We start from the raw sequence: 21,208 nt of genomic DNA on the forward strand, positions 1-21,208 counted from the left end.
TTTGAATTGCTGATAGGGATGTTTAAATATACAACTATTATTATTTTGCACGTACTTTTTAAGTATTAAAGAATGATGAAAGATGCATTGCCAAACTATGATACCCTGATAAAAAACAAGCTGAGATAATGAATAACGACGCACCTGCCTGTTGTGAGAAACTAGCTATAGGAGCCCAATCGATAACGAATATTTATCAAAAAAGCCACTCAACTTCCTATTAATAAGTACCCTGAAAAAAATTAGGCAAGAGTGAAAAATTTTCCATAATATGTGGAAACAGTTATTATATTAGTACCATCAAAACAGGTATGAAAACTCAGATAAAACACACATTATGATTACAAATAAACCGAAGGTAATCATGGATTACCAAAAGTTGTCTGGAGAACTCAAAGAACAGCTTAAACTTGTGTACCCAGAAGGATTCCATGATAATATTATCTGGTTTACGGATGCTAAAGGGCAGCGGATTTCGGCATTACGGTTTGAAACCGATGAAAAAATATATATGCTACGGATGTCGACTGAAACTGCCATGGAAATAATGGACGATGACGATGATTTTGGCAGTGACTACAAGCTAAAATCAGATGTTCATAAATCCTACGCCGATAAGCACAGTGATGTGGACTACCTTCCGGATAGCTTTGATGAAGATGAGGATGTAGATGAGGATGAATAGGTGTACAAACAGTACCCGTTTAATCGCCAGATAAACACCTTTTATCCCGTAACAACCATTACGGGATTTTTTATGTCCGCCTGTTTATCAATCGCTCATTTACTTAAACACACCACCCACCTTCCTTTAACCACTATGAACCAATTGATTACCATACTTGCTTTTTAATATATTTTAACCAAACAAGCTGCTGATTCATGATGGAAAAGTAAATATATTGCGCCCGCAAAAATGCAACACTTAAAATTATTAATTCTATTTTCACTACTAGCATTATTAGCTACAACTAAATGAATAACAACAAAATAGTAGTTGGTTCAGAAGAATGGTGCAACCTACCCCAATTGAACCTACCTGGTATTAAAGCACGGGTGGATTCCGGTGCTAAAACTTCAGCTTTACACGCTGTTAACATCAGCCCTTTTACAAAAAACGGGGCCCCATGGATCAGCTTTGACGTGCATCCGATACAAAACGATGGCAAAACTACCGTACATTGTGAGGCCCCTGTGCTGGATAAACGTCGGGTGAAAAGCTCCAGCGGCTCCAGTGAAATGCGTTTTGTGATTAAAACCATTCTGGCCCTTGCCGAAGAGGCCTGGGAAATAGAAGTGACCCTCACCAACCGCGACTCAATGGGCTACCGCATGCTGCTGGGACGACAAGCTATGGCGGGAAAAATATTAGTTGATCCGGAAGCATCGTTCTGCAGAGGTGAGCTCTCGAAGGAAGCTCTTCTGGGATTCTACCATACGCACATAACCCGTCCTACGGGATTAAAGATTGGCTTACTGGCTAGTAATCCGGACCTATACAGCAACCTAAGGATTATAGAAGCCGGCCAGGAACGTGGCCACGAAGTCGAGTTTTTAAACCTGAAGGATTGCTACATCAAACTGGATGGCAGCAATCCCGAAATGCACTACAGGGGAGGCCGGATTCTAAATGATTTTGATGCCATTATACCACGTATCAGGCCAAGTGCTACCTTTTATGGATGCGCCCTTACCCGTCACTTTGAGGCAATGGGTGTTTACACGCTTAATACGGCTTCTGCCATTACACAGTCGCGCGATAAGCTGTATGCGCTCCAGTTGCTTATTAACAATGGCTTACCCATACCTACCACTGGTTTTGCTAACTCTCCGCTGGACACCAATGAACTGATAAAAATGGTAGGTGGAGCTCCACTGATAGTAAAACTGCTGGAAGGAACGCAAGGCAAAGGGGTTGTATTGGCTGAAACTAAAAAAGCAGCTGAAAGTTTAATTAACGCCTTCAAGAGCTTGAGGGCCAATATACTTGTTCAGGAGTTTGTAAAGGAAGCTAACGGAAAAGACATTCGCTGCTTTGTGGTGAATGGCAAAGTCGTGGCCAGCATTATGCGAACAGCTGCACCCGGTGAGTTCAGAGCTAATATTCACATGGGCGGAACAGCCTCTATAACCCGTATTACACCCGAAGAAAGACGCATTGCTATTCTGGCTGCTAAAACACTGAATCTAAAAGTAGCGGGTGTTGACATCATACGTGGCAACAATGGCCCCATGCTGCTGGAGGTCAATTCATCGCCCGGTTTAGAAGGCATTGAAGGTGCCTCCAACAAGGATATTGCCGGCAAAATGATTGAAGCCGTTGAAAAAGATTTGAAATATAGAAAAGACAACTAGTAAAAAGCCGGCTCCTCTGATTTGAAGAGCCGGCTTTTTTATCTTTCATCCAACTACTGAGAGCATCTATCTGACTACTAATGCTTCTTATCGCTGGCAAAGTTTATTTTACGCACATTTTTAGCCAGTTCTATCCGGTTGATAAATGAATCGACCAGCTGCTCATAGAGTTGCTCTTTTAACACAGCATCCTCAACACCAGCATCAATGTTTGGGTTGTCGTTCACCTCTACAACATACACTGAGCCATTAATAACCTTTAAATCGACACCATACAAACCATCACCAATCAGTGAGGCAGCCTTCTGGGCTGTTTGAAGAATTTTAACGGGCACATCGGCCACATCGATGGTTTCGTGAGCACCAGCCTTCTCTTCATTTGCGCTGTCCCAATCGTAAATTTGCCAGTGATTATCAGACATGAAATACTTACAGGCAAAAAATGGCTGATTATCTAAGATCCCTATTCGCCAGTCGAATTCAGAGTACATAAACTCCTGACATATAACCATGTCTGACTTTGTAAAAAGTGTGCGCAGCTCATGCTCAGCCTCATCCTTGTTCTCCACCTTAATAACGCCTAATGAAAATGCACTATCGGGCTGCTTCAGTACCATCGGATACTTAAAACTTTCCAGACACTTTTTATCAAAAAAGTTTTTGGTCAACACCAGCGTATTGGGCGTTTTAATTTTGTTCTTCTTAAACAGTTCGTTCTGATAAATTTTATTGGAGCAGCGAAGAATTGACCATGGATCGTCCAGTACCACCAACCCTTCGGCATAGGCTAATCGCGACATCTCATAAGTGTAGTGATTAACGTTGGTAGTTTCGCGAATAAACAGCGCATCAAACTCGTTAATCTTATCCATGTCTGCCTTGGTAATCAACTCTACATACACTCCTTTTTTGTTGGCCGCCCGCTTAATGTTTTGCAATGCTTCAGGGTTCGAAGGCGGATTTTCCTCATTGGGATTAACCAATATGGCCATGTCGTATTTATAATTGGTAAGCCTCGAAAAGTGATAACGCTTACGCTTAAAAAAGCGGCTTGCAAAATCATACATCAGAGCTTCGTCTTCCTTCGATACGGTTTTAAAACTCTGAATCTTAATATCTTTAATCAGCCATTTGTCGTGTTTAACAAAATTTACTCTAAATAAAGGAGCTTCATACAACTGGTAAAGCTTCATGGCCAATGCTTTATACCTCTTATTAGGGGTTTGACCAAAATAAATACTAAGTGAAAACAACGCACCTTCCTGCTTCTCCAATAAACGATTGATCAGCTCATCAATTTCATAAGCGGCCGACTGGATAACATGATGAATCCGAAAATCACGAATGGTAGTAATACTTGGTATCACACGCTGTCCGCGGGCCGAAGCCAATAACGACACGTAGTAACCATAGCTTTGATAGCGATACGAACTACACAGATTGAACACGCGAAAATCAGAACTGTTCTGATAAGCCGGATTATTAATGTAATCTTTAACGGAAATAATTGTGGCATTCACAGTGCTATCTTTCCACACATTAGGATGGTTAATAACAATGAGGTTATTCGTCTTTCCGGACCTTGAAATCACATTGGTTTTGTATTTCATTTTCAGAGCATGGCGCTGCGGGGCATAATAGTTTTCCAACAAAGCAGTTTCAACAAAGCCCTTTTCTTTGTACCAACGTATTAAACGGTCATTATCACAACTCACTTCAAGTGTGATGTTCTCATAATGTCGCCGATCAGCATATTCCTTAATCTGTCGCAATAAAAAATCACCTACTCCACTGCCCTGATGCTGCGGGCACACACCTATCGAGTAGATGCGAAGCGTGCGCTTGTAATGATATAAGGTTAGCGCTGCAACAGGTGTTTTTTCCCTGTTACTTTTTTCGGCAATCAGCACCTCCTGAAAGCTACTCGCAATGGCATGCTTGATACTTTGAGGCGCTATTTGCTGATAAACAGGAAATGCTTCCTCCTCTAATTTTAACAGAAAGGCCAAATCATCCGCCTGTGCCTTTCTAATCATCAATTGTTTCATTTCAACCACCTATTTTACTCTAATCAGCTCATCCTCAATTTTAATATGTTCGCAAGCCCGGCTCGATGTATTCACATTGCCATATCTGAAATAATAAATGATCGGCTGGTGGCATTTGAGGCTCACTACTCAATAAAAGGTCTATCTGTTTTTGCTGCTCAACAGATAAATTTTCTTCCTTAAAAACGATCGATTCATTAAATAAATAGGGTTGTTCTTCCAAATCACCAACCCTAGGTAAGGAGGCCACAACCTGTGCTTCCGGCTTCAGTTTTACTAATTTATACACAATGGAATCACCGGTATATTGGCGCACATAACCGGCTTGCGTGATGCTGTCGTTAGCATAAACCTGGGCAGCCAGCATTTTGCGATAACCAGCTTTTTGGAAACGATGCTTAAAATGAAAAGAACAATAATTGATACCCATATCAATTCCTTGCTTCTGAGCCGCCGCAATTATCTCCAAAGCAGCCAATTCTGACTCCAGCACTAAAGGCCGCTCGGCATTAATAATGGTATAACCGCGTTTAATCAGTTTATCAGCATTGTGCTGTGTCATCCGCATTTGATGCAGGTTCAGGTTACTAACTCCTGCATCTGCCATAGCAGGCAGCATGGCTATGAGCTTATCTTTCTCTTCGGGAACAGCAGGAATTTCAATCGTTACATTTGGAATAATTCCTTTGGCCTGCTTCAGCCTATCCAATGAAAAACCGGTAGCTCCAATATCGAAGCGCAGCTCATCGAGTCCTGCATCAGCCAATACTTTAATCTTCTCTGTATCTGCTAACAATCCGTTTGTATACATCCACACATACAAATCGCTGCTGCATTGGCGCCTGACAGTTTTGAGATAGTCAACAGTCCGGTCGAAATACAATAATGGCTCACCCCCGCTAAAACTAACTCCTTTAAACCCCAACAGCCTAATATACTGAGCATAATCATCCGCACTGGCAAACTCAAGTCCTTGAGTTGATGGCACTTCATCGCTGTTCTGTGACACCGGACAATAAAAACAGCTGGCATTACACTTATTGGTGATAAACAAGCAACTCCATTGTCCTGAGCCGCAAATGGAGCAGCCCTTAGATATCTGTTTGTGATAAGGTTTGGTCTCTTTAAATAAGACCTGTTGCTCAAGGGTTTTTAAAAGAAGGGTTCTTTGATCCTCGTACGCCGCAGCGCTATATGGGTTCAGCCAGTTAATAGCCGACCATTTTGCAAACTCACTCTTGTTTTTGTTAACCAAGGAGTTTAACCAAACATAAATTGCTTCCATTAAACGGAAATAAATGATAAAATGATGTGAAGTAGATAGAGAATGCTTAATGGCATATAAATGCCCCATAACTTAATGGGTACACATTAAGCAGAGTGAAAGAACTGTTACAGCTCAGAAAAAATAATAAGAAACAAAAGCAACTGTTTCCGCTTAAAAATTCCTCTACTATGAAAAGTGGGGTCTGTCATTCTCAATTAATACAGCATCAAATACATTTACATCCAAATTCCTTACCTGTCATCAGGCTTCTCGGCATCTGCATGCTGAATAATTACATTCCGGTAAGGATAAGGTATTACAATACCTTCTTCCTTAAAACGCTTAAGCACAATTTTATTTAAGTCGCAGGCAATCAAAAAAGCATCATCACTGTCTTTAGACCACACATAGGCGCGCAGTTTAATGGCATATTCCATCAGCTGAATGGTGCGTACCACCACTTTATGGTTCCCTTTTTCGATGTCTTCGGGAGAGCGAACATCCATGGTTAAGGGATGTTTTTCAGCCTCCTGCCTGATAATCTCATGCGCTTTATCAATGTCTGAATTAAAATCAATACTAAACTCAATGTGCTTTTTTATGCGAGAATCTGAAATAGAGCTGTTGACGATTGTTTCGTCGCTGATAATGCCATTGGGAATAATAATGCGTCGATTCTCGTAATTACGGATAATGATGTGACGCAGAGTTATCTCCTCAACAACCCCCCGGTAGTCGGTTCCGATAAAAATTACATCGCCCACGCGGAAGGGTCTGAATATTAATATAAACACGCCTCCTATAATATTGGCGAAGGCTTTTTGAGCAGCAAAACCAATGATAGCGGCAAAAATACCGGCACTGGCAAATAAAGCTGTCTTTACCTGATTCAGGCCCGGTATGTTTTGAAGAATATAGATGGCCGCCATGCAAAAGATGATGAAACCAACCGAGTTTTTAAGAAATGAGAAAGATGTTGCATCGGCCGAAACCCGCTTCGCATAGCGATTTATAAACACTTTCAGCACACGCCTGAGTGAAAAGTTGAGCAAGAAGGCAATTGTTAATGCACCACCTACTTTAAGAAGCACTTGATATTCCTCCATAATCAACAGGTAATCTGAATATTAATCATCTCAATCACAAGCAAATTTGCAACGGCAATATACATTATTTAGTCAAATACAAGGATAAAAACCTAAAATTTCGAATGCCATTTGGCAACAATTTATTAAGCCAATAAGAATGAGAAGTATATAAAAAAAGTACCCCCACCTTTTCGGGTGAGGGTACTCTCCTGTTTCTTTATAAATAGGTCAACTTAGTCTACAAGATCGTAACCTAATTCCTCCCCTTTCTTAGCAGCTGGAATACCATCGTGCATCCACACTGGCATTGGCTCACCTTTCAGGTAATGATTAAAAAACTGCATCATTCGAATACTTAGGTCTTTTGAGTTAGCCCGACGCGTCAGGTTGTGCTGTTCGCCATTGTATACCAGCATCCAAACGGGCTTTTCTAAACGACGGAGCGCCATGTAGTATTCTATTCCCTGATACCAGGGCACAGCACCATCTTTATCGTTATGCATCATTAACAATGGTGTTTCCACTTGAGGTGCATAAAAAACAGGTGAGTTTTCGATGTACTTTTGTGTATTTTCCCATAGTGTGGCTCCAATACGGCTCTGGGTTTTCTCATACTGGAACTGTCGGCTCATGCCCGAGCTCCAACGGATTCCACCATATGCACTGGTCATGTTACTTACCGGTGCACCTGCCATACCCGCTTTAAACAGGTTGGTGCGGGTTACCAGATAAGCGACCTGATAACCACCCCAGCTTTGTCCCTGGATACCCATATTATCGCGATCGATAAAGCTAAAATCATCGGCCATGGCCAAACAGCCGCTCACAACAGCTTCGTAGGCACACAAGCCAGGATCGCCTTCGCGGTAGTAAATGTCTGGCACAAAAATAACATAACCATTAGAGGCATAGAAGTTCCAGTTAACCGTTGAGCGGCTTGGAGCTGGTGCCCGGTAATTATGCAACTCATCAGAATAACGCTCATAAAAATAAGAGATCATGGGGTACTTTTTGTTCGGATCCAGGTTCTCAGGCGTAATTAACAAGCCTTGGTGCACCAGGCCATCCGATGCCACCCAATCAACCAGTTGAATATCTCCCCACACATAGTCTTTTTGCTGTGGGTTTGTATTACTGATTACCTGCGATTCTGTTAAATCCCCTTTACTCACTCTCAGTTCTGGATACTGTTTGAACGTTGACTTGCGCCACACCATTAAATCGGCATCCTTTGCTTTGATTGGCTTTGTAACATTGTAGTCGCCCATCATAATTTGTTGGATGCCATTTGCAGATAGAGTTGAAAAACCAGACTGCTTTGTATTCACATTAAAGGTTTGCAGCAACCATTCTTTTGATAAATCCAGGTAGTTCTCCTCATTATCAAGTTTGATGTAACGGTATTCGGTTGCAGCCTTACGCCCTTCACCTTTTGTTAAGCATTGAGCGGCCGTTTTTCCACTTAGATCCAGTTTCCAAATATCAAAACGGTCATACACAATTACATATTTCTCATCGGAAGTAAAGCCAACAACCCCGTATGCTTTTGCATCACTAGGAGTATCATGTAACTCATCGGCAAAGTTTACCTCTGCCCCTTTTGATATCAGAGCTTTAGAGCCACTCTTTACATTAATCGAGTAATACTGTCCGTCAGCTGACTGATAATATACAAACCATTTTCCAGTTTCCGATACTTCGGCCTCACCGGAATGATTGCTCAGTATCAGCTTTCTATCACCAGAAGTTACATCTACTTTGTATACATCGGAGCTCCAGCTACCTGAGTAGGTTCGAGCCCAACGATAAGGTGTATTATCATACCCAATAGCTACTGTTGAGTTGCCTTCATCCAGCAGTTTGATTGATTTCATACTTTCATTGGTCAACTGCACCACATTTTTCTTCTTAATGTGATAAACACAGTTGTAAGTTGGATCTTTCTCTTTCCCCACATTCTTTTTTTGCATCGGCTGAATATCCAGATCTTTCCAACTCCAGATATCGACGTATGTTTTTTCGTCGGCCGTTAAAGTGTCTTTGGGCTCTTCAGCAGGGCGCTTACCGGCTCCAAAAAACAAGTGTTCGCCATTTTTAGAGAACCATAAACTGCCCTTGGTGCGAGCAGACCATTCCTGTGGTAATGATGGATGCAAAGTATCAATAATCATTTGAGGCGCTTTTACTTTCAGCCCAAAATGATACAAACGATACACTTTTGTTTTGGTGGTGTCTGGCGAGAAATAGAAGGCGCATTGCTCCCCATCATACGCACTTACAATTTTGGCTATGTTACCTGTTTCTTCAAAAAGTGTATCCACTGTGAAGGTTTGAGGATCGAATTTAAGCACTTTAGCTACTTCAGCAGTATCGCCTACACTCTGCACGATATAAGCTGCCGATCCATCTTTTGCCAAAGTGTAGTGCAGTACTTTTTCCAAATACAAGCTGTCGCCGTTGGCAGGACGATAAAACACGAGTGGCTTACCTTTTGATTTAAAAGACTTCTTCTTTTTTTTCTTGGCGACAGGCTTTTTCTTCGCCTCTTCTTCCTTTTTTGGCTCTTCCTCTTTTTCTTCTACTTCGGTTGTATCAGCTGATACTTCCTTCTTCTTCTTTACTTCCTTTTCGAGCAAATAGGCTAACCAATCGCCCCCTTCATTGGGGATACTCCATTTATTGATATTGCCTAGCTTCTGTACCTCGCCATTTTCCAGGTTATGGATAAAAAGGCTATCCTTAGGCATTTTACTCTTTTTGGTTTTCTTAAGCTTCAGGCTTCTTATGGTATCGGCCTGAGGCTTTACATCATAAACCAAAAACTGGTTACTTTGCGAAAACACCGGACTCACCCCTCTTGGTACTGAATCCAACTCATTGTCTTTTACATCATACAAGTACAGAAAGCTATCACCTTTCTGAGGTTTAATAACATAAGACACATACTCACCATCATTTGAAATCACATATCCTCTGTCGATAGATTTCCAGCCATCGTACACAGAGGCATCCATTTGTTTTTTTTCATCGGCCAATGAGGGCAACAGCACCAACATTGACGTCATCCACACTAAAATTGTCTTTCTCAACATAGATTTACACATAGTTATTTATATAGTTTATACCCTTTTGCAGATAAATCGGCATCCCAAAGTGAAACAACAAAAAGGCACCTCCAATGAGATGCCTTAATGTGTTAATTTCTAATACTTATGCACCCAAGGTAGCCACCATTACAGCTTTGATGGTATGCATGCGATTCTCAGCCTGATCAAAAACAATTGAGGCTGGCGATTCGAATACATCTTCGGTTACTTCCATTCCGTCTAACCCAAACTTCTGGAATATTTCTTCACCCACTTTTGTTTCGCGATTATGGAATGCCGGCAGGCAATGTAAAAACTTACAGGCTGGGTTACCTGTTGCTTCCATAGTTGCTTTATTGATTTGGTAGGGCTTCAGCAGGTCAATACGTTCTTTCCATACTTCATCAGCTTCACCCATCGACACCCATACATCGGTGTATAAGAAATCACAACCAGCCACTCCTTCATTTACATCATCTGTAATGGTGATGGTAGCTCCTGATTGTTCGGCAATCTCTTCGCATTTTTTCACTAAATCAGCATCGGGCTGCAACGATTTTGGACCTACAATACGTACATCCATGCCCATGATAGCACCGCCAACCAACAATGAGTTAGCCATGTTATTGCGTGCATCGCCCAGGTAGGCATAAGATACCTGATTTAATGGCACACTGCTATGCTCCATCATGGTCAGAAAATCGGCCAGAATTTGGGTTGGGTGGAACTCATCAGTAAGACCATTCCACACCGGCACACCGGCATATTCAGCCAACTCTTCCACAATGGCCTGTCCATAACCACGGTATTCAATGCCATCGTACATACGACCCAATACACGTGCGGTATCTTTCATAGACTCTTTATGTCCAATTTGTGAGCCTGAAGGCCCCAGGTATGTTACGTGCGCTCCCTGATCGTGAGCTGCCACTTCAAAAGCACATCGGGTGCGGGTTGATGACTTTTCAAAAATCAGAGCAATGTTTTTACCTGTTAAGCGCGGCTGCTCAATACCTGTGTATTTAGCGGTTTTTAAATCCTGCGATAACTTTAATAAAAACTTAATTTCTTCCTGAGTAAAGTCAAGTAGTTTCAGAAAGTTCCGATTTTTTAGATTGAATGCCATAATTCTTTGTTTTATATGTTACTTATTTGGTTTATTTATAATACTACTAACTGTTATCAGCTAGTTTTCGGCGATTACCAGTTCCAATTTATAATGCTTATGCAATAGCCATTCACATCAGAACGAAACCGCCACTCAATTCCTTGTCAACGACTTCTGCCTATGAACTACTGACTAACCCTGCTTCTCGTACTTTTTCAAATCAGCCTCATCATAATCAAGGGTGATTTTAGTGCCATAGGCTTTATCTTCGAGCTTTGTTGCTTCGGTGATAACGCTCATATCGCCACCACCTTCAACAAACTGAAGGGCTGCTTTGATTTTTGGCGCCATACTTCCCTCTCCAAAGGTACCGGCATCCAGGTATCTGTGCGTATCCTCAACATTCAAAAACTCCAATACCTCTTGCTCTGGCTGACCAAAGTTAGTATAAACAAATGGCACATCGGTTAAAATATAAAAACGATCTGCATTAATTTGTCGTGCTAACAACGAATTAGCTAAGTCTTTATCAATAACAGCTTCGATTGGACGGATGTCTCCTTTCTCATCGGTATAAACAGGAACACCACCGCCACCTACGGCAATAATAATGGTGCCTTCACGTGCATTTTTTTCAATAACCTCCCAGTTTCCAACTGTTTTGGGCTGGGGCGAGGGCACCACCCGGCGGAAGCCACTGGTCGTTTTCTTTTCTTCTTTAAAGGTCCAGCCTTTTTCTTTCGTCAGCTTATCGGCCTCTTCTTTGGACACAATTTTCCCAATGCGTTTGGTCGGATTTTTAAAAGCTTCATCATCAGGATCCACCTCTACGGTCGTCATCAATGTTAAAACATTGCGTTTGATTCCATGCTTACGCATTACATTTTTTAGAGAACGCTCAATCATATAGCCAATGCCCCCTTGCGAGTCGGCTACACAAACATCCAGCGGCATCTGCGGAATATTATACATCTGTTCGCCGGCATCGTTACGCATCACAATATTACCTACCTGTGGCCCGTTACCGTGCGATATAACAATGTTGTACCCTTCTTTTAACAGAAAAACAATGTTCTCTAATGTATCTGTGGTATTTTGCTCCTGTTCTTCAATGGTTCCTACTTGGTTATCACGCAATAGCGCATTTCCTCCAAGCGCAATAACTGCTAATTTGCCCATGGTTCTTAGATTTTTTTTGTTACTTGGTTTAATTAACTAGGTCTTCTTATTGCGATATAACAAACTTTTAGCGATTTAACACATGATTAATATCATTCGGCCTACACAAGCTGTTGTTAAGCACATTTCAATGCTTTCAAATTGTAAGCCAAGCACTTTTAATGGCGCAAAAAAAGCCAGAATGCCCCAGTCTGCTTTCAATTAAATGTAAGCTTTTTTTGACTAAACAAAGGTTTTAGACGATCAACGGCTCACGCTTCCATCCAATATATTATTACTTTTGGAGCATGCATCACAGTGTATTACAAACCAAAACAGAATGCGCCAACTAATTGTTTTTTTATGCCTGCCTTTCATACTAATCAGTTGTTTGAATAATAAACCAACTGCCAAAAACGAAGGTGTAATAACCTACACCATCGAGTATCCTGAGGAAGTTAAGATGAAAGACTATGCCTCTTTTCTTCCCACCAAAATGATTACTACTTTCAAAAGGCACAACTACAAAATATCGATTAAAGGAGAACTGAGTTTGTATGATCTCCAATACATCTCAAGAGCAAACGGAGACAGCTCAACCACACTGTTCAGGGTATTTGACAAGCGCATTTTTCACAACCATGAAGACGGTGAGCATTTATTCCTTTTTGAAAAAAACGCGCCGGCTAAAGTGGAGTTCATAAAAAAGGAAACAAAAGAAATTGCTGGTTACATATGTAATAAAGCCATCGTTCACTTTGAAAACGCCGACATTTCGTGCATTCATGTTTTTTACACCGAGCAAATAGACTTCAAACGCCCAAAAGAAAACAGTCCTTTTGATGATATTCCGGGAGCACTGCTGCAGTTTTGTATTCCATATAAGGGACTGAACCTTACTTTTAGTGCTAAGGCTGTAGAGCTGAAAGAGGTGAATGACAAAACCTTCGAAACACCTGATAACTACCAGGAAACAGGACGTGGAGAAATAGCAGAGCTTGTAAGCTCTCTGATTCAGTAAGGTAATTACAGATAACCATTTGTCCAACTGGGCTTAACAAGCTTCTTTTTAAAAACTAATAAAGTAATGGCACGATTGGTGGTGGTTTTATTATTTTTGTCAGTAAACAAGATTGTGCACAACAAAACGGTTTATGGCAAAAAAGAAAACAAAGACAAAATCACAAAAAACCTCTGCCACAGGGAGAATAAAGGCGTTAACTGATAATTTCAAAGATTTCAAGTTGCGTTTTATCCTTGGTGTCGCAACAATTGGAGTGGCCTTTTACTTTTTACTGGCTTTCTTCTCCTTTCTGTTTACCGGATTTGCTGATAAAAGCATCTTTGACATTAATCGCTGGGAGCTTTTTAAAAGCTCAGACATCGTCGTACATAACTGGACAGGCCACCGGGGTGCGCTCATTGCCGACTTATTTATCAACCAAGGCATTGGCATTGCTGCTTTTTCTATTGTACTGCTGCTGTTCATTATTGGTTTTCGACTGTTGGGAGCCCGCATTCTTCCCCTTAAAAAAACCTTTTTACACTGTTTTGTAGTTTCAATTTGGTTATCCGTTGCTTTGGGCTTTCTATTTATTAGCTCTATCAACGACCAATACCTGCTATTGGGAGGTGCACATGGGTATTTTATGAGCAAATGGTTAACGGCTGCCATCGGGGGCGTTGGCACGGTTATTTTACTTCTTGTTAGCTTAGTAATCTACCTGTCGGTTACCTTTGAATCCTTTTTCCATTTAATCAGTCGTCCTTTGGCAAAAGGCCAGACAGAACCCAACACCAAATCAACTGAGGCGCCTGCTGAAGCTGTCGCAGAAAAGCCAATTTCGAGAGATGACGAGAACCAGGAGCAGCAGAATGAGGAGCCGCCGGTTGAAGAACTCAGCTTCGAAAAAGAAATAGAGCCCGAAGTCACACAGCAGCCAGACGAGGCAGAAACAGCTACTACAAAAGAACCACTGGCCGGTTCTACCTTAGAGTTTTCGCCAACCGTTGATAAAGGAGCAATTGATGACGAAGCCAACCTTGATTTAACCATTGAAAAGGTTGAGGAAGAAGAGATATCCGATGGCTATGAAAATGAGCCTTTGGGCGACTACGATCCAACCCTGGACTTATCATCCTACAAACTTCCAGGTATAGAACTGCTCGATGACCATAGTGCCGATAATGCAGAGGTATCGATGGAAGAACTGGAGTCGAACAAAAACCGGATTGTTAAAACCCTGGAAGATTATAAAATCCAGATTAAAAACATCAAAGCCACGGTAGGCCCAACAGTAACACTGTATGAGATTGTGCCGGCACCCGGTGTGCGCATTTCCAAAATTAAAAACCTGGAAGACGACATTGCCCTGTCGCTGGCTGCTCTGGGTATTCGCATTATTGCGCCGATACCAGGGCGCGGCACCATTGGTATTGAAGTACCAAACTCAGAGCCTGAAGTGGTAGCCATGCGCTCCATTATCAGTGCTAAAAAGTTTCAGAATACAAAATATGAGTTACCTATTGCTTTAGGTAAAACCATATCCAACGAAACCTTTGTGATTGACCTGGCCAAAGCGCCACACATGCTGGTGGCTGGGGCAACGGGCCAAGGTAAGTCCGTAGGACTGAATGCCATCATCTCATCACTGTTGTATAAGAAACATCCATCGCAGCTGAAATTTGTAATGGTGGATCCGAAGAAAGTGGAATTAAACATCTATTCTAAAATAGAACGCCATTTCCTGGCGAAGATGCCCGATGAAGAGGATCCGATTATTACCGATGTACAGAAAGTGGTGAATACGCTTAACTCGCTGGCTATTGAAATGGACAACCGCTATGAGCTGCTAAAAACAGCCCATGCCCGTAACATAAAAGAGTACAACCATAAGTTTGTTAAGCGTCAGTTAAACCCTGAAAAAGGACACCGTTTCTTACCATACATTGTGGTCATCATTGATGAGTTTGCCGACTTGATTATGACAGCCGGTAAAGAAGTTGAGTTACCAATTGCCCGTATTGCCCAGCTGGCACGTGCAGTAGGTATTCACATGATTGTCGCTACTCAGCGTCCGTCGACCAACATTATTACAGGGGTTATTAAAGCGAACTTCCCAACGCGTGTGGCCTTTAAGGTAGCGTCGATGATTGACTCCCGCACCATTTTAGACTCACCGGGCGCCAACCAGCTGATTGGGCGTGGTGATATGCTAATTTCACAGGGCAGCGACCTGGTGCGCGTTCAGTGTGCCTTTGTCGATACACCGGAGGTGGAACGCATCAACGATTTTATTGGCTCGCAAAGAGGTTATACATCAGCCTTCCTGTTGCCCGAATATGTCGGAGAAAACAGTTCTGAGACTGCAGCAGGTGAAGTTGACCTGAGTAAGCGCGACTCCATGTTTGAAGAAGCGGCCCGGGTAGTAGTGGCTAATCAAAGTGGTTCGACCTCCCTTATTCAACGGCGCTTCTCCATTGGCTACAACCGGGCCGGACGAATCATCGACCAACTGGAAGCAGCTGGTATTGTTGGTCCTTTTGAAGGCAGCAAGGCACGTCAGGTTCTTATCCCCGATGAGCTGGAATTAGAAAAACACCTGACTCAATTCAATTAAGCCAACAGTTTGGAACAATTATTGAAAGCCCTTACAGACCTAAGCATTTACATATAAAACAACTATTCATATGAAACAACCATGCAAATTTGATTACCCAAATAGACACACAGGATGATCAAATTTATTTGGGAGTTCCATCGGACCAATGAAAATAAATTTTAACAGATGAAATACTTAATCACATTCGCTTTAGCCATTATCGGCCTTATTGGTAACGCTCAATCACAGGACAAAGCAAAAGGCATACTCGACCAGGTATCGGCCAAAACAAAGGAATATACATCAATCGTCGCCAACTTCTCGTTTGCCATGGAAAACCTCCAGGAAGGCATTAATGAAGCCTACGAGGGACATATCATTCTGAAAGGCAATAAATACAAGGTAAACCTGATGGATGTGGATACTTACTTCGATGGAGAAGTGCTTTACACTCATATGATTGATGCCGATGAAGTGAACATCACCGTTCCAGATTTAGAAGATGAAGAAACGCTCAATCCGGCTACCATTTTTAGCATATACGAAAAAGGCTACACCTTTAACTATGTAGCAGAAGGTAATGTAGATGGCAAAGCCTGTCACGAAATTGACCTGTATCCGGTTAACCGCGACAAACCCTTCTCTCGCATTAAACTGTTGGTTTTAAAAGATGACTTACAACTTTACTCCATTCGTCAGGTGGGAAAAGATGGTAATAACTATACAGTTACAGTTAAAGAGATGCAAACCAATAAGCAGTTTGATGATAAAGCCTTTGTGTTTGACCAGGCTGCCAATCCAGATGTGGATGTTATCGATATGAGATAAAACACTTTTTTAATAATTAAAGGAAAGTCTGGCTGAGGTCAGGCTTTTTTTGTACCATCATCTCACGCCAAAATATAAAAGAATACTGCTTCTCCTCCACGGCTAAATTGTGCAACACAGTAACAAGGCATATCACTATTCACTCACTAAACTGAGAAACCAATCTCTATTGCTTAGTAATTATTCGTTTTCAGAATAATAAACCTTATTAATTTAGAATCAGAACATCACAGCATCGACACTAAAACATGCACTGAAAATCGTTCAGATATTTTACCATTTACCTGAACATTTACCGGTCGAAAAGGTTATTATTTGCGAATAGCGAATAAAAGATGTTTAAGTATAAATCGACCATAAAGACCGATTCAGAGGAATTCATCAGGAACCAAAAGTTAAACCAGCTTTTAACAGATGAATACCATCAAAAGCTACGCACTGTTTATAAAGGCGGCGGAGCCAAAGCCCTGCAGAAGCACACGCAAAAAGGCAAATTAAGCGTTCGCCAAAGAATTGATTACCTGCTTGATAAAGGCTCTTACTTTTTAGAGCTATCAGCTCTGGCAGCTAATGGCCAGTACAACAACGCGTTTCCATCAGCCGGAATTATTACCGGCATCGGACAAGTACATGGACGGCAGGTAATGATTGTAGCTAACGATGCCACCGTGAAAGGCGGCACCTACATAGCTGAAACCATAAAAAAGCATCTGCGGGCGCAAGAAATTGCATTACAAAACCACCTGCCCTGCATTTATCTGGTAGACAGTGGTGGTGTATTCTTGCCCAACCAGGCTGAAGTTTTTCCCGACAGGGATGATTTTGGTCGTATCTTTTTTAACCAATCACGTCTGTCGGCCCAAGGCATTGCTCAAATAGCCATTGTGATGGGCTCGTGTACAGCGGGAGGCGCCTATGTGCCAGCCATGAGCGATGAAACCATTATTGTTAAAGACCAAGGCACTATCTTTTTAGCCGGGCCACCACTGGTAAAAGCAGCTACAGGCGAAGTGGTGAGTGCCGAAGAGTTGGGTGGTGGTGTGGTGCATACACAAATTTCAGGGGTTGCCGATCATCTGGCCGAAAACGATATGCACGCCATTCATACTTGCCGCAACATCATTGAGACCTTGCCGGCCCCACAAGCCAACACAGCAACCATTTTTAAAGAGCCACACTACTCAGCTAAGGAACTAAGCGGAGTAGTACCTGAGACCGGGAAACCATTCCCGGATGTGCATGAGATAATTGCCCGCCTGGTTGATAGTAGCGAATTTCATGAGTTTAAGGCCGATTATGGCTCTACGCTAGTCACGGTATTTGCCAGGATTGAAGGCAAACAGGTAGGAATTTTGGCCAATAATGGCATTCTCTTTTCTGAGTCGGCATTAAAAGGGACGCATTTCATTCAGTTGTGTAATGAGCGTCGCATCCCAATGCTGTTTCTGCAAAATATTACCGGATTTATGGTCGGTAAAGATTACGAGCATGGCGGCATTGCCAAAGACGGGGCCAAAATGGTGAATGCATTGGCCAACTCAACGGTGCCTTACTTCACCATTATCATGGGTGGCTCTTACGGCGCAGGCAACTATGCCATGGCAGGACGCGCCTACGATCCTCGCTTTTTATTTATGTGGCCCAATGCGCGGATATCGGTGATGGGTGCCAGACAAGCAGCTCAGGTCTTAACGACCCTTAAACGCGATCAGGCAGTGGCACACAACTCCACTGTTGATGAAGCTGAACTGGAAAATATTGAGGCATCTATCCTAAAAAAATATGAAGAAGAAGGCTCTCCCTATTACAGCACCAGCCGCCTGTGGGACGATGGCATAATTACACCAGAATCCACGCGCTCTATTGCGGGCCTGGTCTTAAAAATCATTTACAACAACGATTTGAAAAGCACAAAATATGGCGTCTTTAGAATGTAGCATCCAACCGCTTGTAGAACTGAATCAGTCCAATGGCATTAGTCGTTTATTATTGAACGACCCAACCAAAAGAAATGCCCTTTCCAAAGGCATGCTGTCGTGTATAATTAAAGGCCTCAATAAAATCAAAAACGACAATCGGCAGAAAGTTGTCGTTATCAGAGGATCCCAAGGGGTATTTAGCTCTGGAGCCGATTTGGAGTGGATGCAGCAAGGTTTAAATCAAACTGAGGAGGAAAATATTGCAGATGCTAATTTGTTTTATGAGACCTTTGAACTTCTCAATAATTTTCCAAAGCCAGTCATTATGTGGGTCGAGAAGTATGCCATGGGCGGTGCTCTGGGACTTTTAGTCACTGCCGACTATGTGGTAGCGGATAAAGATGCACGGATGGCTTTTTCAGAAGTCAAGTTAGGCCTGGTACCAGCAACCATAGCGCCATTTGTGATCAATAAAATTGGCAGTTCGCAGGCACGTGCTTTGATGTTAAGCGCTACACCTTTCTCGGCTAAAAAAGCCCGCCAGATAGGGCTCGTACACGAAACAATGGCCAGCAAAGATATTCCTGCCCGAATCGATGAGCTATGTGAAACGTTTAAAGGAAACAGCCCGCAAGCTATGGCTACTACTAAACAGCTCATTAATCAGTTAGCAATAGTTGACCTGTCTGCCAATAAAGAAACATGCGTTACACAGATTGCTAAAGCGCGCAGCAGTACTGAAGGTGTTGAAGGAGTTAAGGCTTTTTTTGAAAAACGGTTGCCGGAGTGGAACAAATAGAATAAAACGATGAGGAAAGTATTGATACCAAACAGGGGAGAAATTGCTGCCAGAATAATAAGGGCGGCTCATCAGTTGGGTTTGAAAACGGTTGTCACCCTCTCTGAACTCGAAAAAGAGACACTTCCGGCTCAATTGAGTGATGAAGTGCATCTGTTTGAAGATGGACCATTCGAGGAGAATTACCTCAATATTGAGCGCATTATTGACATTGCCAAACAATATAAGGCCGATTGTATTCATCCAGGCTATGGGTTCCTGTCGGAAAATCAACATTTGGCCCAGGCCTGTCAGGAGGCAAATATAACCTTCGTAGGGCCATCGCCCGAGAACCTCAAACTCATGGGCGATAAACAAGTTGCCCGCAGCATTGCTCAAAAAGCCAATGTCTCGCTAACCCACTCATGGGAAGGCTCTTTGCAGACTATCCTTGCCGAAGCGGATGTGTTGCCCTACCCGGTATTGGTGAAAGCAGCCATGGGTGGTGGTGGAAGAGGCATGCATATTTGCCATAACAAAGAGGAGCTGCTCGAATACCTTCCTGTTTTAAGCAAACAAGCCTTGCGCTACTTTGGTGACGAGCGCATTTATGTTGAACAATACATTGATAAGGCCCGCCACATTGAAGTGCAGGTATTGGCCGATAAACATGGGAACACGCTACACCTATTCGACCGTGAGTGTTCGGTGCAGCGCCGTTTTCAGAAGATAATAGAAGAAGCACCTGCTGCTAATCTGTCGGCTGGCATAAAACAACGCTTATACAACGATGCGCTGCGTCTGTGCCGTTCCATTGAGTATACCAATGCGGGCACCATCGAGTTTTTAGTGGATGATGAGGGGCAGCATTACTTTTTGGAGATGAACACCCGCATTCAGGTTGAACATTGCGTTACAGAAGAAATCACCGGTATAGATTTGGTGCAGTGGCAGTTTAAAATAGCCAATGGATTAGCGCTTGACTTCAGCCAGGATGACCTGACTATTAATGGCCATGCCATTGAATTGCGCGTGTGTGCCGAAGATGTAACGAATAATTTCAGACCCAGCCCGGGAAAGATAAGAAATTTACTATTACCGGATTCCAATACAGGACGGCTGGAGATAGGTTTTAATAAGCCTGGAGAAATTCATTCACAATTTGATCCAATGATTGCCAAACTAGTGGTGCATGCAGAAAACAGAACAAGCGCTATTCAAAAAGCTGTGAAAGCAAATAATGCCTTGATCATTCATGGGATCACTACTAACAATGGCTTTCTGAACACCCTGCTGCAACATCAGGCTTTTACCGATTTAAGTTTGCACACCCGTTTCTGCGATGAGCATTTGGAAGAATTAGTGAAAGATCCATCAGGCAACGATACACTGCTTAGCCTGGCCTATACCGCTTATCGCGTCAAAGAGCAAAAAGGCCCTTTTTGGAGACAATTATTACAGTATGCTTTCAGTTTAGGCGATAAGCATTACCTGACCGAAGCAAACGATCTTGGCCATGCTCTTAGCATTCGCTTAAATGACGAAGATTTCTTGTTGAATAACTGCATACTAGACAGTAATCACCTGAACTACAAACTCATTGATGCAGACCACCACTTTTTTTTCTTTGAAGAAGCAGATACTGTGCTTATCAATCACAACCAACAATGGGTGCGCGTTAAGGCACACGACTGGCTGCCTGAATACCACCCACAGACGAATGGAGAAACAACATTAAATGGCGATCATTTCCTAGCACCTATCCCTTCGCAGGTGATGAAGGTACATGTGGATGAAGGACAAGAAGTAAAAAAAGGCGATCTGCTGTTGGTACTCGAAGCCATGAAAACAGAAAATCACATTAAAGCCTGGAAAGATGGCATCATCGAAAAAATACATATCCGCGCTGGTCAACAGGTGAAACTTAACCAAAACCTACTGGCCTACAAAACAGAATAACAAAGTAACATA

At 42.4% G+C, this 21,208-nt stretch carries 14 protein-coding genes; 8 read left to right on the forward strand and 6 right to left on the reverse strand.

All coding sequences use genetic code 11. The features are described 5' to 3' along the window. Positions 1-337: 337 nt before the first annotated feature. Both ACSX1H_RS15155 and rimK read left to right on the forward strand, forming a co-directional pair. Positions 338-685, forward strand: a complete 348-nt coding sequence (locus ACSX1H_RS15155) for a hypothetical protein (RefSeq protein WP_439185070.1) — start codon at positions 338-340, stop codon at positions 683-685. Positions 686-975: 290 nt separating this feature from the next. After that, positions 976-2,355 (forward strand): 30S ribosomal protein S6--L-glutamate ligase, encoded by a 1,380-nt coding sequence (gene rimK / locus ACSX1H_RS15160; protein ID WP_439185071.1) that lies wholly within the window; start codon positions 976-978, stop codon positions 2,353-2,355. Between the two features lie 77 nt (positions 2,356-2,432). Here rimK and ACSX1H_RS15165 read toward each other — a convergent pair whose 3' ends face one another. The 6 genes from ACSX1H_RS15165 to arcC form a co-directional block, all read right to left on the reverse strand. After that, complete coding sequence (locus ACSX1H_RS15165) at positions 2,433-4,403, reverse strand: GNAT family N-acetyltransferase (RefSeq protein WP_439185072.1); 1,971 nt, start codon at positions 4,401-4,403, stop codon at positions 2,433-2,435. Positions 4,404-4,443: 40 nt separating this feature from the next. Further along, on the reverse strand, positions 4,444-5,688 hold the full coding sequence (locus ACSX1H_RS15170) for a radical SAM protein (protein WP_439185073.1): 1,245 nt from the start codon (positions 5,686-5,688) through the stop codon (positions 4,444-4,446). A gap of 233 nt (positions 5,689-5,921) precedes the next feature. Then, positions 5,922-6,776, reverse strand: coding sequence for a mechanosensitive ion channel family protein (locus ACSX1H_RS15175; protein WP_439185074.1), 855 nt, complete (start codon positions 6,774-6,776; stop codon positions 5,922-5,924). 215 nt (positions 6,777-6,991) lie between these two features. Then, complete coding sequence (locus ACSX1H_RS15180; RefSeq protein WP_439185075.1) at positions 6,992-9,850, reverse strand: S9 family peptidase; 2,859 nt, start codon at positions 9,848-9,850, stop codon at positions 6,992-6,994. Between the two features lie 118 nt (positions 9,851-9,968). Beyond that, the gene (locus ACSX1H_RS15185) at positions 9,969-10,970 is read right to left on the reverse strand and encodes an ornithine carbamoyltransferase (RefSeq protein ID WP_439185076.1); all 1,002 of its coding nucleotides are present in this window, start codon (positions 10,968-10,970) and stop codon (positions 9,969-9,971) included. Positions 10,971-11,144: 174 nt separating this feature from the next. Further along, positions 11,145-12,131: a carbamate kinase gene (gene arcC / locus ACSX1H_RS15190; RefSeq protein ID WP_439185077.1), complete on the reverse strand. Its 987-nt coding sequence runs from the start codon at positions 12,129-12,131 to the stop codon at positions 11,145-11,147. A 319-nt stretch (positions 12,132-12,450) separates the two neighbouring features. Between arcC and ACSX1H_RS15195 the strand changes: the two genes are divergently transcribed. The 6 genes from ACSX1H_RS15195 (at position 12,451) to ACSX1H_RS15220 (ending at position 21,196) form a co-directional block, all read left to right on the forward strand. After that, positions 12,451-13,131 (forward strand): hypothetical protein, encoded by a 681-nt coding sequence (locus ACSX1H_RS15195; protein WP_439185078.1) that lies wholly within the window; start codon positions 12,451-12,453, stop codon positions 13,129-13,131. 133 nt (positions 13,132-13,264) lie between these two features. After that, complete coding sequence (locus ACSX1H_RS15200; RefSeq protein ID WP_439185079.1) at positions 13,265-15,730, forward strand: FtsK/SpoIIIE family DNA translocase; 2,466 nt, start codon at positions 13,265-13,267, stop codon at positions 15,728-15,730. Positions 15,731-15,898: 168 nt separating this feature from the next. Then, positions 15,899-16,540 (forward strand): outer membrane lipoprotein periplasmic chaperone LolA1, encoded by a 642-nt coding sequence (gene lolA1 / locus ACSX1H_RS15205; protein WP_439185080.1) that lies wholly within the window; start codon positions 15,899-15,901, stop codon positions 16,538-16,540. A gap of 335 nt (positions 16,541-16,875) precedes the next feature. Further along, positions 16,876-18,477, forward strand: coding sequence for a carboxyl transferase domain-containing protein (locus ACSX1H_RS15210; RefSeq protein WP_439185081.1), 1,602 nt, complete (start codon positions 16,876-16,878; stop codon positions 18,475-18,477). Next, positions 18,458-19,258: an enoyl-CoA hydratase/isomerase family protein gene (locus ACSX1H_RS15215; RefSeq protein WP_439185082.1), complete on the forward strand. Its 801-nt coding sequence runs from the start codon at positions 18,458-18,460 to the stop codon at positions 19,256-19,258. Before ACSX1H_RS15210 ends, ACSX1H_RS15215 begins: the two co-directional genes overlap by 20 nt. A gap of 9 nt (positions 19,259-19,267) precedes the next feature. Then, complete coding sequence (locus ACSX1H_RS15220) at positions 19,268-21,196, forward strand: acetyl/propionyl/methylcrotonyl-CoA carboxylase subunit alpha (protein WP_439185083.1); 1,929 nt, start codon at positions 19,268-19,270, stop codon at positions 21,194-21,196. The last annotated feature ends 12 nt before the right edge of the window (positions 21,197-21,208 follow it).

It is taken from the genome of Carboxylicivirga taeanensis (assembly GCF_051851475.1).
GTDB lineage: Bacteria > Bacteroidota > Bacteroidia > Bacteroidales > Marinilabiliaceae > Carboxylicivirga > Carboxylicivirga taeanensis.